At 71.7% G+C, this 12,806-nt stretch carries 8 protein-coding genes; 2 read left to right on the top strand and 6 right to left on the bottom strand.

Translation table 11 applies throughout. The features are described from left to right. Positions 1-571 precede the first annotated feature (571 nt). Positions 572-1,579 carry a stage II sporulation protein M gene (locus tag AB0G35_RS07735; RefSeq protein WP_360945314.1) on the bottom strand — a complete coding sequence of 336 codons (1,008 nt, stop codon included), beginning with the start codon at positions 1,577-1,579 and terminating at the stop codon, positions 572-574. 114 nt (positions 1,580-1,693) lie between these two features. Here AB0G35_RS07735 and AB0G35_RS07730 point away from each other — a divergent pair, with 114 nt between their 5' ends. After that, positions 1,694-2,848, top strand: coding sequence for an RDD family protein (locus AB0G35_RS07730; protein ID WP_360945312.1), 1,155 nt, complete (start codon positions 1,694-1,696; stop codon positions 2,846-2,848). Between the two features lie 24 nt (positions 2,849-2,872). Here the strand turns inward: AB0G35_RS07730 and AB0G35_RS07725 are convergent, their stop codons facing one another. Both AB0G35_RS07725 and ahcY read right to left on the bottom strand, forming a co-directional pair. After that, positions 2,873-3,487: a hypothetical protein gene (locus tag AB0G35_RS07725; RefSeq protein ID WP_360945310.1), complete on the bottom strand. Its 615-nt coding sequence runs from the start codon at positions 3,485-3,487 to the stop codon at positions 2,873-2,875. A 138-nt stretch (positions 3,488-3,625) separates the two neighbouring features. After that, positions 3,626-5,083, bottom strand: a complete 1,458-nt coding sequence (ahcY, locus tag AB0G35_RS07720; protein ID WP_360945308.1) for an adenosylhomocysteinase — start codon at positions 5,081-5,083, stop codon at positions 3,626-3,628. A gap of 857 nt (positions 5,084-5,940) precedes the next feature. Between ahcY and AB0G35_RS07715 the strand changes: the two genes are divergently transcribed. Further along, a complete protein-coding gene (locus AB0G35_RS07715; protein WP_360945357.1) occupies positions 5,941-8,310 on the top strand; it encodes a fructose-specific PTS transporter subunit EIIC in 2,370 nt (789 codons plus the stop codon). Positions 8,311-8,760: 450 nt separating this feature from the next. Here the strand turns inward: AB0G35_RS07715 and AB0G35_RS07710 are convergent, their stop codons facing one another. The 3 genes from AB0G35_RS07710 to AB0G35_RS07700 form a co-directional block, all read right to left on the bottom strand. Next, complete coding sequence (locus AB0G35_RS07710) at positions 8,761-9,720, bottom strand: cation diffusion facilitator family transporter (RefSeq protein WP_360945305.1); 960 nt, start codon at positions 9,718-9,720, stop codon at positions 8,761-8,763. Positions 9,721-10,281: 561 nt separating this feature from the next. Beyond that, positions 10,282-11,526, bottom strand: a complete 1,245-nt coding sequence (manA, locus tag AB0G35_RS07705) for a mannose-6-phosphate isomerase, class I (protein WP_360945302.1) — start codon at positions 11,524-11,526, stop codon at positions 10,282-10,284. A gap of 112 nt (positions 11,527-11,638) precedes the next feature. Then, entirely contained in the window at positions 11,639-12,781 is a 1,143-nt protein-coding gene (locus AB0G35_RS07700) for an SIS domain-containing protein (protein ID WP_360945299.1), read from the bottom strand. Between the last annotated feature and the right edge of the window lie 25 nt (positions 12,782-12,806).

Genomic DNA, 12,806 nt, shown 5'->3' with positions numbered 1-12,806 from the left:
TCTGGCGTTGACTTTTGGCACGCTGTTGAGTTCTCAAGGAACGGACGCTTCCTTTGGAATCCCTCTCGGGCTTCCTCCGGGCGCTTCCCTTCGGTCTTGCGTTTCCGACTCTATCAGATCCTCGCGGTCCTGATTTCCGCCGGTGCGTTTCGGCCTTTCGGCTTCTTCGCGGTTCCAACCTTACCAGATCCGTTTTCGTCTCCGGCGCCCTGTTGGAGCGGGCCCGGCCGCTTCGCTTTCGCTTTTCGGCCTTTCCGACTCTATCAGATCTTGTTCGTTCCGTTGACCGGCCCGAATTCGTTTCCGATTCCCCGTCGGAGGGGGGTGCCTTTTGGCTTTTCCGACTTTATCAGAAGCGTTTCCGGCGAATTGAATCGCCCGGGGCTTCCGGTAAGTGGTCGGTTGCGCTTCGTCGAATTCAGGATCCTGCGCGAAGCGGAGAAGAGACTAACCGTCGCTGATGAACTTGTCCAGTTCGTTGCAACCGTTCGAATCTACCTCCCCCAGCTGCTCGTGTCAACGGTCGCCGGGGCAGAGAGGAGATTAGCAGGTCAGCGGGGCTCTGCGCACATCACGCGGCGGTGGGGAGGCTGGCGTCGCGGTCGGCGGGATCGACGTCGCCGGTGGCGCCGGCACGTACCGCGCGGCCGCCCAGGACCTGTACGTAGAGCAGGAACGCAAGCTCGGTGGCGGTGCCGATGCCGATGCGGGCCCAGGTGGGCAGGCCGGAGGGGGTGACGAAGGCTTCGAGGGCGCCGGAGACGAAGAGCACGGCAGCGAGTCCTATGGCGACGCCGAGGGCCGAGCGGCCTTCCTGAGCGAGGGCGGCGCGGCGGGTGCGGGGGCCCGGGTCGATGAGGGTCCAGCCGAGGCGGAGGCCGATGCCGGCGGCGATGAAGACGGCGGTCAGCTCCAGGAGGCCGTGCGGAAGGATCAGTCCCAGGAAGGTGTCGAGGCGGCCCGCCGAGGACATCAGGCCGATGCCGACGCCGAGGTTGAGCATGTTCTGGAAGAGGATCCAGAGGACGGGCAGGCCGAGGAAGGCGCCGAGTACCAGGCACATCGCGACGGCCTGGGCATTGTTCGTCCATACCTGGGCGGCGAAGGAGGCGGCGGGGTGGCTGGAGTAGTAGGTCTCGTACTCACCGCCGGGGCGGGTCATGGCGCGGAGGTCGTCGGGGGCGCCGATGGCCGCCTGGACCTCGGGGTGGGCTGCTATCCACCAGCCGAGGAGCGCGGCCACCACGGTGGAGAGGACTGCGGTGGGGATCCACCAGTGGCGCAGGCGGTAGACCGCTGCCGGAAAGGCGGTGGTGAAGAAGCGCGCGGTGTCCCGCCAGGAGGACTTGCGGGCGCCGGTGACCGTACTGCGGGCGCGGGCCACGAGGGAGGTCAGGCGGGTGGTCAGCGCGGGGTCGGGGGCGCTGGAGAGGAGGAGGGAGAGGTGGGTGGTGGTGCGCTGGTAGAGGGCGACGAGTTCGTCGGCCTCGGCTCCGGTGAGGCGGCGCTTGCGGTGCAGGAGTGCGTCGAGTCGGTCCCATTCGGCGCGGTGTGCCGCGATGAAGACATCGAGGTCCATACGGGGTCGCTCCTCGTAGCGCCGTAGTGGGTGAGTGCGGAGTCAGCTTGGCAGACTGGCCGGGCCCGGCGTGGTCCGGGCGGGGTTCGGGGAGCGAGAGGGAGTGGGCGCGGCGTGAGTGAACTCGTCACGGGTGAAGCGGTGGTGCTGGGGCTGCGGCCGGCGAGGCTGCCGAGCCGGGGGCTGGCGGTCGCGGTCGATGTGGCCGTGGCCTGGAGTGTCTATATCGCGGTGTCGATGATGCTGGTCAGCGCGACGTCGTCGATGGACAGTGCGGCGGTGGCTGCCGTGTCGGTGGCGACGTTCCTGTTGGTGCAGGTCGGGATTCCGATCGTGATCGAGACGCTGAGCCATGGGCGGTCGCTGGGCAAGGTGATCTGCGGGCTGCGGGTCGTGCGGGAGGACGGCGGGCCCATCCGGTTCCGGCACGCGCTGGTGCGGGGCGCCATGGGGGCGATCGAGACCGTGCTGACCATGGGGGTGGTGGCGGCCATCGCCTCCCTGGTGTCGGCGCGGGGCCGCCGGGTGGGGGACGTGTTCGCCGGGACTCTGGTGATACGGGAGCGGATGCCGGCGGCCGAGGTGGGGGCGGCGCTGCCGCCGCCTCCTCCGTGGCTGGTGGCGGAACTCGGGGCGCTGGATCTGTCGCGGGTGCCGGACGGGTGGTGGCTGACCGTGCGGCAGTACCTGGCGCGGACGGGGCAGCTGGACGCGCAGGCCGGGGCGGCGATGGCCGGGCGGCTGGCGGAGGATCTCCGAGGGTTCACCGGCGTGCCGGTGCCGGCGGGGGTGCATCCGGTCGCGTACCTGGCGGCAGTGGTCGGGGAGCGGCAGGGGCGGGAGTCGCGGCGGGCGTTCGGGACGGCGTCCACGGGTCATGGGGCGGCCGGGCCGGGCAGTGGTGGGGCGGCGGCGTACGGGGCGGAGGCGGGGGGCCCGGCGTCGTACGCCTCGCCGTACGCCTCGGCCTATGGCGCGTCGCGCGGCTTGTCGTACGGCTCGTCGTCTGTGCCTTCGTCGGCTCCGGATGGGGCTGGGATTGCGACTGGGGCTGGGGCTGGGGCTGAACCGGGGGCTTCTTGGTCGTCTCCGTCTTCTTCGTCGGCTTCGATGTCTTCGTCTTCTTCGTCGTCGCCGTTTCCGTCTCCGGCTCCCTCTGCCGCTCCTTCTTCGGCGGTGGCTTCCGGGTCGGCGTCCACTGCGGGTGCGGGCCCGGCTTCTTCGGGAGAGTCGCGGCCGCCGCGGACGGGGTTCGCGCCGCCGATGTGAGCGGGGGTCGGGACGGGGACCGGCTCAGGTGAAGGTGGACGGCGGGGAGTCGAGGGATTCGAGTTCGATGCCGGGGGCGGAGAGGACCACGTCGCCGGCGAGGTGGACGGTGTGCTGTTCGCCGGTCTCCATGTCGTTGACCTGGTATTCGTCCGCGATGAGGGGGGCGTTGTCAGTGGCGTGTGGTGTGCTGTTGAGCAAGGCCCAGGACTGATCGAGGGTGCGGGGGGCGAGGACGGGGGGTGTGAAGGCGACGAGGCGGGCGCGGACGGCGCCGGCGCCGAGGGCGGGGCGTAGCAGCCGGGCGGTGGCGACGAGGAAGGCGGGGGACGCTCCGGTGAAGGCGTGGGCGCGGGCGTTGCCTTCGGTGGCGTGGGTGCCGGTCGGGTCGGTGCGTACCCAGGTGACGCCGTCCAGGGCGGCGCCACGGACCTGCCAGGCGGAGGCGTGCAGTTCGAGCCGGATGGGGCGGCCGAGGTCGTCGAGGGTGAGGTCCACGGAGCCGATGTGGTCGCCGGAGGGGTTGGTGATCTGGGAGACGTAGCGCCAGCCGGAGGGGCCGGTGGCGCAGTGGAAGTGTTCTTCACCGAGGGGGGTGTGATCGTGCGGATCGTGGAGGGAGTAGCGGCCGCGGGGCATGAGGGGTGCAGTCCTTCGAGCGGCGACGGTTCGGTGCGTCGGGGGCGGTGCGGTAGGGAGGGAGCCGGTACGGGCCAGGCCCCCGCCGTGAGTGGCGAGGGCCTGGGGCAACCGGCTGCTGGAGCGTGGTGCTCGGTATCAGTAGCGGTAGTGGTCGGGCTTGTACGGGCCTTCGACGGAGACGCCGATGTAGGCGGCCTGGTCCGGACGGAGCTCGGTGAGCTTGACGCCCAGGGCGTCGAGGTGGAGGCGGGCGACCTTCTCGTCCAGGTGCTTGGGCAGGACGTAGACGTCGGTCGGGTACTGCTCCGGCTTGGTGAACAGCTCGATCTGGGCCAGCGTCTGGTCCGCGAAGGAGTTGGACATCACGAAGGACGGGTGGCCGGTGGCGTTGCCCAGGTTCAGCAGGCGGCCCTCGGACAGCACGATCAGGACCTTGCCGTCGGGGTGGGTCCAGGTGTGGACCTGGGGCTTGACCTCGTCCTTGACGATGCCGGGGAGCTTCGCCAGGCCGGCCATGTCGATCTCGTTGTCGAAGTGGCCGATGTTGCCGACGATCGCCTGATGCTTCATCCGCGCCATGTCGGAGGCAAGGATGATGTCCTTGTTGCCGGTCGTGGTGATGAAGATGTCGGCGGTCTCGACGACCTCGTCGAGGGTGGTGACCTGGTAGCCGTCCATGGCGGCCTGCAGGGCGCAGATCGGGTCGATCTCGGTGATGATGACGCGGGCGCCCTGGCCGCGCAGCGACTCGGCGCAGCCCTTGCCGACGTCGCCGTAGCCGCAGACGACGGCGGTCTTGCCGCCGATCAGGACGTCGGTGGCGCGGTTGATGCCGTCGATGAGGGAGTGCCGGCAGCCGTACTTGTTGTCGAACTTCGACTTGGTGACGGCGTCGTTCACGTTGATGGCGGGGAAGAGGAGCTCGCCGTCGCGCTGCATCTCGTAGAGACGGTGCACGCCGGTGGTGGTCTCCTCGGTGACACCGCGGATCTCCGAGGCGAGCTTCGTCCACTTCTGCGGGTTCTCCGCGAGGGAGCGGGTGAGCAGCTCCAGGATGGCGCGGTGCTCGTCGCTCTCGGCCGTCTCGACGGCGGGGACCTTGCCGTCCTTCTCGTACTCGACGCCCTTGTGGACGAGGAGGGTGGCGTCGCCGCCGTCGTCGAGGATCATGTTCGGGCCGCCGGTGGGCGAGTTCGGCCAGGTCAGCGCCTGCTCGGTGCACCACCAGTACTCGTCGAGGGTCTCGCCCTTCCAGGCGAAGACCGGGACGCCCTGGGGGTTGTCCGGGGTGCCGTTCGGGCCGACGGCGATGGCCGCGGCGGCGTGGTCCTGGGTGGAGAAGATGTTGCAGGACGCCCAGCGGACCTCGGCACCGAGGGCGACCAGGGTCTCGATCAGGACGGCGGTCTGCACGGTCATGTGCAGCGAGCCGGTGACACGGGCGCCGGCCAGCGGCTGCGCGGCGGCGTACTCCTTGCGGATCGCCATCAGGCCGGGCATCTCGTGCTCGGCGAGGGTGATCTCCTTGCGGCCGAAGGCGGCGAGGGACAGGTCGGCGACCTTGAAGTCCTGGCCGGTGGCTGCTGTCGTCATGCGGGCTGCTCCTCGAAGCGTCGCGTGGTTTCGGGCTGGGCAGTCTGCGGCGCGGGCTGGGGTTCGCCAGCGGTGGCTGACGGAAGGAGCGTACGCAGAGGCGACCTGCCTCTGCGGACATACCTGTCCCCTGGCCGCAGCGCAGTCCGTCGGAGGCCCTCTCTCCCTCGGCCGGTCCGCGGGGCGGGCCGACCGACCGCCATCAGCAGCGACGTCTGGCACTAGTCACGAATCTACACCGATCGGCCCAGTGAACCCCAGCCCGAGGGGGGACGGAGGGGCCGGTTCCGGGCGGTCCGGCCAGGAGGGGGGAGGAGGGGCTGGGTCGTGGGGTGGGGGTGCAGGGAGCGGTGCGGGGGCGTTTTTTTTGGGGGGCGGACTGGGGGGTGGATTGGGAGCGGTTGGGAGTGGTTGGGAGCGGTTGGAAGTGGTTGGGGGAAGCGGTTTGGGAGCTGTTTGGGGTTGGAGGCGCAGGTGGGGGTGAGCGGCCGGTGGGCAGGGGTCTGTGAGGGGGGCCGATCTCGGTGGGACGGTTTTGACGGGGCGGGGGCGGGGGCGGACCGTACGGGGCGGGGCGGTTTGGGCGGGGACGTTTGGCGGGGCGGTTTGGGCTGAGCCGTTTGGGAGCGGCGGAGCGGCTTTGGACGGGGTGGGGTGAGCCGGACGCGGTGGGGCAGGCCGGGCTGCGGGAGGTGGGGTGGAGGTGGAGGGCTTGTGAGGGGCTGCGGAGGGCGTGGTGGGGGGTGCGGAAGCTGGTGCGGGAGGGCTTTGCGGGGGCGGGGACGTCGTGCAGGATGCCGGGAGCGCGAGGACACCGGAACGTCTGCACGACCGCGCATGTTCGTGAGGAGAACCACGTGACCACGAGTCCAGCTGATCCCCCCAAGGGCGCGGGGACGGACGGGCAGGGGCTGAAGCTGCTTGCAGTGACGGCCTGCCCGACCGGTATCGCCCACACGTATATGGCCGCGGAGAAGCTGGCCCAGGCGGCCCGGTCGCTCGGTCATGAGATCAAGGTGGAGACCCAAGGTTCCATCGGGGCTGAGAACGTACTGTCTGACAACGATGTCAGAGGCGCGGACGGGATCATCATCGCGGCGGACAAGGACGTCGACCGCAGCCGGTTCGCCGGCAAGAGGGTCCTGGCGGTCGGGGTCGCCGAGGGGATCCACCACCCGGAGCAGCTGATCGAGCGGGTGCGGAGCGCACCGGTGTACGAGGGCGGGGACGGGGGCGGCGCCGGTACGGGCGACCGCGCGGCGTCCGGTGCGGCGAAGGCCTCCGGAAGCGGCGGCAAGGAGCGCAGCGTCGCGTACAAGGCACTGATGAACGGGGTCAGCTACATGATCCCGTTCGTGGTGGTCGGCGGCCTGCTGATCGCGATATCGCTGGCGCTGGGCGGGCATCCCCAGGCGGACGGCGGTCTGGTGATCCCGGACGGCTCGTTCTGGAAGCACGTGAACGACGTCGGAGTCATCGGCTTCACGCTGATGGTGCCGATCCTGTCCGGCTACATCGCCTATGCGATCGGCGACCGGCCGGCGCTGGTGCCGGGCATGATCGGCGGCTGGATCGCCAATACGGGCGCGCTGTACGACTCCAAGGCGGGCGCGGGCTTCATCGGCGCGATCGTCACCGGGTTCCTGGCCGGTTATCTGGTGCAGTGGATCAAGAAGGTCAGGGTTCCGAAGTTCGTCCAGCCGATCATGCCGATCATCGTGATCCCGATCGTGGCAACCACGGCGCTCGGGCTGTTCTTCATCTACGTCATCGGCAAGCCGGTCGCCTGGGTGTTCACGCACCTCACGGGGTGGCTCGGCGGGATGACCGGGTCGAGCGCGATCCTGCTCGGCGCGATCCTCGGGCTGATGATCGCGTTCGACATGGGTGGGCCGGTGAACAAGACCGCGTTCCTGTTCGGCGCGGGACTGATTGCGTCCGGCAACCAGACGGTGATGGGCATGTGTGCCGCGGCGATTCCGGTCATGCCGCTGGGGCAGGGGCTGGCCACGCTGGTCCGCCGTCGGCTGTACTCCGAGCAGGAGCGTGAGACGGGCATGGCAGCGCTGTTCATGGGGCTCTTCGGGATCTCGGAGGGCGCGATTCCGTTCGCCGCGGCCCGGCCCGCCCAGGTCATTCCGGCGAACATGCTCGGCGGCGCGGTGGCCGGTGCGGTCGCGGGGATGACCGGGGTGACGGACGCGGTGCCGCACGGCGGGCCGATCGTGGCGGTGCTGGGGGCGGTCGGCGGGGTGCCGGCGTTCTTCCTGGCCGTGGTGATCGGGGCGGTGGTCACGGCTCTGACGACGGTGACGCTGGTGGATCTTTCGGAGCGGCGGAAGGGTGCGGCGGCTGTCGGGGCGGGCGCTGCTGTGGAAGCTGTGGGCGGGTCGGTGGGGGCGGTCGAGGCTGGCGAGGTGGCTGAGGTGGTTGCGGCTGGTGGGGCGGCCGAGGTGGCCGAAGTGGGCGCGGCTGGCGAGGCGGCCGAGGTGGGCGCGGCTGGTGGGGCGGCCGACGTGGTCGCGGCCGGTGGGACGTCTGGTGGGGGGTCTTCTGACGCGTCTGTTGTGGCGTCTGGTGGGTCTGGCGAGTCTGCTGGGGTGCTTGCTGGGGCTGCCGAGACTGCTGTGGATCCTGCTGAGGCTGCCGGGTCTGCTGGGGCGCCTGGTGCGGCCCGCGAGTCTGCTGGGGCGCTTGCTGCGGTGTCTACGGAATCCCCTGCGGGAGCTCAGCCCAACGTCTCCGGCGATGTCCCCCGTAACGTCCCTACCGAGGTGCTCTCGGGTTACCTGACCGAGGAGACCGTCAAAACGCAGCTCGCCGCCGACGGCAAGGAAGCGGCGATCCGTGAGATGGCGGAGCTGGTGGCCGGCACCGGTCGGGTGACGGACGTGGCCGAGCTGGTCCGGGTGGCGCTGGCACGGGAGGTGCAGGGCACGACCGGGCTGGGTGAGGAGATCGCCATTCCGCACGCCAAGACGGACGCGGTGAGCGCGCCGGTTGTCGGGTTCGCGCGGTCCGTGGAGGGCATCGACTGGGGGTCGCTGGATGGCACGCTCGCCCGGCTGGTCTTCCTGATCGCGGTGCCGGAGGCGGCGGCCGGGGACGAGCATCTGCGGATCCTGGCGCTGCTGTCGCGGAAGCTGATGGACGCGGACTTCCGGGCGCGGCTGCAGGAGGCGGCGGACACGGAGGCGCTGTTGGCCGTTCTCGGGGAGATCCAGTAGGGATCCGGAGGGCCCTGGCAGGGTGGGGGTGGGGGTGGGGCGATCCCGTAGGGCGTCGTCGAACAGATCCCGTAGGGGGTACGAGCGCCCCCTCGGGGCCCTCAACACGGCGGCAGCGGGACGGTATTCCCGGCAGCGGGACCCCGTACTACCTGCAGGAGGAACGGTAGTCCCGACGCGGGACGCTACTCCCTGCAGACGGGCCGGTATTCGTAGCAGAGGGACGGCACTCCCTGCACAGCGGCGGCGCCCCCTGCACAGGGACGGCAGTCGCGCAGCGGAACCGTGCTCCCGGTAGAGGGGCGGTACTCCCAGCCGGAGCTCGTCGCGTGGCCCGGGGCCGCGTGGCAGGCGCCCCGCCGAAACGGCCCGGCCCCCACACTCCACCTGAGTGTGGGGGCCGGGCCGTTGTCGGGCGGCTGCCGGGCGGTGCCGGGCGGGCCGGCCGGTTCAGTGGCCGCCAGGGGTCTTGGCAGGGTTGGGGCCCTTGGCTGCGGTGGCCTCGTCGTAGACGTCGGGTTCGAGGTAGATGACCCGGGCGATCGGGACGGCCTCGCGGATGCGGGCCTCGGCGGCGTTGATGGCGTCCGCGATCTGGGTGGCGGTGTCGTCGTGCCGGACCGCGATCTTGGCGGCGACCAGCAGTTCCTCGGGGCCGAGGTGGAGGGTGCGCATGTGGATGACGCGGGTGACGACGTCGCCGTCGGCGACCGCGGCGCGGATCTTGGCGACCTGGTCGGGGCCGGCCGCCTCGCCGAGCAGCAGCGACTTGGTCTCGGCGGCCAGGACGAGCGCGATCAGTACCAGCAGCGCGCCGATGCACATCGTGCCGATGCCGTCCCAGACGCCGTCGCCGGTGAGGAGGGTGAGGCCGACGCCGCCCAGGGCGAGGACCAGGCCGACCAGGGCGCCGAAGTCCTCCAGCAGCACGACGGGCAGCTCGGGGGCCTTGGCGCGGCGTACGAACTGGGCCCAAGTCTGCTTGCCGCGCAGCTCGTTGGACTCCTTGATGGCCGTGCGGAACGAGAAGCCCTCGGCGATGACGGCGAAGACCAGGACGCCGATCGGCCAGTACCAGGCCTCCAGGGGGTGCGGGTCGTGGATCTTCTCGTAGCCCTCGTAGAGCGCGAAGACGCCGCCGATGGTGAACAGGACGATGGAGACCAGGAAGCCGTAGATGTAGCGTTCGCGGCCGTAGCCGAAGGGGTGTTCCTCAGTGGCCGCGCGCTGGGCCTTCTTGCCGCCGAGCAGCAGCAGGCCCTGGTTGCCGGAGTCCGCGATGGAGTGCACGCCTTCGGCCAGCATCGAGGACGAGCCGCTGAAGGCGAAGGCCACGAACTTCGCTGCGGCGATCGCCAGGTTGGCGCCCAGCGCCGCAACGATCGCCTTTGTCCCGCCTGATGCGCTCATAAGTGCCGCATGTCCCTTCCGTCGACGGGGCTCGCCGCTTTACCGCCCCTTTAATGCTGTGCGGCGGTCATTGTTGCAGCCCGGCGTCCGGCGGACGCGGGGAGGCCACCTGCCGGACGGTCTCCCGCCCCACCTACCGAATAAACGCCCCGTGCGGTCCCGGTCGCGCTACGCCACCGTGTACGCCCCTTACGGACGCGTGACGTCCACCGCCTCCCACCAGCGCCCAACGGCGCTCACCGGCGCCCGCCTACGCCCCTCGTCCTACGTCATCACCTACATCGTGCCGCGCGCCACCACGGCCGCGCGCCCACCCCCGGTGATCTGCAGTCACCCGCAGTCACCAGCAGCCACTCGCAATTACCCGCTATTCCCCGAAGACGCCCTCGCGGCGCGCGCCCCGTACGGCACTGCGCACCCCGGCGCGCGCCCCGTACGGCGATGCGCATCCCGCTACCGGCCGTGCGACGGCCCGGCGGCCACTCCCCCGCGACGCCGGCTCGCAGCTCCTCGGCTCGCCGGCTCCTCGGCTCCCCGGCTCCCCGGCTCCCCGGCTCCGCGCTATACCGCCACCGTCGCCCGGAAGAGCGTGCCCTCCCCGCCGAGCGTGAGGTGCTCGCCGGCCGGTACGAAGACGGACTCGCCCGGGGCCAGGGTCAGTTCGGCCGGAGGCCCCTGTGTGGGTCCGTCGGCCGGTCCGTCGGCCGGGGTGCCGTCCGGGGTGCCGTGGAGGTGGACCGTGCCCGCGGTGCACAGCAGGATCTGCGGGGTGGCGGAGGCGAGGGGGTGGGGGGCGGCGCCGGGGGCGAGGACGAAGCGGGAGAGGCGGAACTCGTCGACGGGGGTGTCGTAGAGCTCTTCACCGCCGATGTCCTCGGGGCGCAGGACGCCCGCGTCGCCGGCCTCGAAGCGGACCACCCGCAGGAGTTCGGGGACGTCGACGTGCTTGGGGGTCAGCCCGCAGCGCAGCACGTTGTCGGAGTTGGCCATCAGCTCGACGCCGAGGCCGCTGAGGTAGGCGTGCGGGATGCCGGCGCCGAGGAAGAGGGCCTCGCCGGGCTGTAGCCGGACGTGGTTGAGGAGCATGGCGGCGAGCACGCCGGGGTCGCCGGGGTAGTGGTGGGCGAGGCCGGCGTAGACGGCGTAGGCGTCGGCGTGCGGTCCGCCCTTGGCGGCGAGTTGGCCGGCGGCGACGGCGGCGCGTTCGACGGTGTCGGCGATGGCGTGGTGTTCGGCGCTCAGGACGGCGGTGAGGACCTCGCGCAGCGCGTCGGCCTCGGGGCTGGCGCGGAGGATGTCGACGTACGGCGTGAGGTCGTCGATGCCGAGGTCTTCGAGGAGGTCGGCGGTCTGTGCGGGGTGCCGGAAGCCGCACAGGCCCTCGAAGGGGGTGAGGGCGCAGATCAGCTCGGGTTTGTGGTTGGCGTCCTTGTAATTGCGGTGGGGGGCGTCGAGCGGCACCCCGCGCCGTTCCTCGTCGGCGAAGCCCTCGCGGGCCTGGGCCAGGTCGGGGTGGACCTGGAGGGAGAGCGGTGAGCCGGCGGCGAGCAGCTTGAGCAGGAAGGGCAGCCGGGGGCCGAAGGCGCGGACGGCGGCGGGTCCGAGTTCGGCCTCGGGGTCGGCCTCGATGATCTCGGCGAGGGAGCGGGGGCCGGTGCCGCGGTCGAGGCGGGAGGGGGCGCCGGGGTGGGCGCCCATCCACATCTCGGCCTGGGGTTCGCCGGTCGGTGCGGTGCCGAGGAGCTCCGGGAGGGCGGTGGTGGAGCCCCAGGCGTAGGGGCGCACGGTGTTGGCGAGGCGGTCCATGGGGTGCTGCTTCCTCAGGTCGTACGGGGCGGCGGGCGGGCTCGCGGGGTGCGGCTCGCGGGCCCACGGGTGCGGGCCGGCCGGCCCGTGCGTGCGGGCCGGCCGTCAAAGATCACTCGGTGCCGGCGAGCGCCAGGTAAACGGCACCGAAATCCGCGATGGCGAGTAGTTCCGCGGCCATCTCCAAATCGCTGCCGGGGCCGGGCTGGAGCTCGGTGAGGGCGGCGTCGCGTTCCTCGGCGAGGGCCCGGGCGGCGCGGGTGGCGGACAGTGTGCCGGGCTCCTGGTCCCGGAGCAGGACGACACGGGCGTGCAGGGTGATCGCGGTGGGCTGTTCGACGCGGTCTCGGAAGAAGTCGTCCGCGTCGGCGCCGGGGGCCAGGGCGCCGGCGAGGAGGGTGCGGTGGGTGGTGAGCGCCTCGGGGAGTTCGGCGGCGAGGGCGGGGCGGCCGGCGAGTCCGGCGAGTTCGGTGGCGAAGTGCCGGCCGACGGCGTGCGCGAGGGTGCCCTCGGTCCAGATGAGCGGGAGCGCGTCGGCAAGGTGGGCGGCGAGGGCCTTGCCGGGGTTGGAGTACGTGGGGATGGCCGGGCCGCAGCGTTCGGCGAGGTGGTCGAGGCGGTCGGCGAGTTTGCCGAGGGCGTCCTGGGGGGCGCTGATCAGGCCGGTCCGGTCGGCGAGCGAGAGCAGCGGGATGAGGACGGACCAGAGGGTGCCGGGGGCGGCGGGCGGGGCGCCCTCGATGTCGAACTCGGTGTCGTACGCGGTGGTGGCGAGTGGTACGGCGAGGCCGCGGGCCTGGATGACGGCGTCGGCGAGCGGGCCGCCGGCGGGGGTGACGGCGACGACGGCGCAGCCGCGGCGGTAGGCCTGTTCGACGAGTTCGGCGAGGCCGGGGTCGGCGGCGTCCGGGCCGGCGAGGAGCAGCAGGTCGAGCGGTCCGGCCCAGCCGGGCAGGGTCCAGCGCAGCGCCCCGGGGAGCGGGGCGACGCCGGTGGGCTGGATGAGGCTGACCGGGCAGCTGCCGCCGCTGAGGGCGCGCAGCAGGTCGGCGACGCCGGCCGCGGCGGGGCCGGGCCCGGCGACGAGGACGGAGCGCGGCCGTCCGTCGGGGGTCAGCTCGGGGATGCCGGATTCGGCGGCGCTGCGGGCGGCGGTGCGGGCCCGGGCGCCGGCTTCGGCGACGCCGCGCAGCAGGCCGAAGCGGTCGGCCCGGGCCAGCGCGTCAGGGGTGTCGAGGAGGGACTCGTCGAGCATGGTGGGCGCGGCCTCCGATCGCCGG

Origin of the sequence: Streptomyces sp. NPDC021749, from assembly GCF_040640655.1 — a bacterium.
GTDB lineage: Bacteria > Actinomycetota > Actinomycetes > Streptomycetales > Streptomycetaceae > Streptomyces.
The sequence above is the reverse complement of the archived record's forward strand: the minus strand, read 5'-3'. Positions and strand labels throughout refer to the sequence as shown.

Excerpts from the sequence above, each read along its gene's own strand:
- AB0G35_RS07735 (WP_360945314.1), bottom strand. The coding sequence starts at position 1,579 with ATGGACCTCGATGTCTTCATCGCGGCACACCGCGCCGAATGGGACCGA.
- AB0G35_RS07725 (WP_360945310.1), bottom strand. The coding sequence starts at position 3,487 with ATGCCCCGCGGCCGCTACTCCCTCCACGATCCGCACGATCACACCCCC.
- ahcY (WP_360945308.1), bottom strand. The coding sequence starts at position 5,083 with ATGACGACAGCAGCCACCGGCCAGGACTTCAAGGTCGCCGACCTGTCC.
- AB0G35_RS07710 (WP_360945305.1), bottom strand. The coding sequence starts at position 9,720 with ATGAGCGCATCAGGCGGGACAAAGGCGATCGTTGCGGCGCTGGGCGCC.
- manA (WP_360945302.1), bottom strand. The coding sequence starts at position 11,526 with ATGGACCGCCTCGCCAACACCGTGCGCCCCTACGCCTGGGGCTCCACC.
- AB0G35_RS07700 (WP_360945299.1), bottom strand. The coding sequence starts at position 12,781 with ATGCTCGACGAGTCCCTCCTCGACACCCCTGACGCGCTGGCCCGGGCC.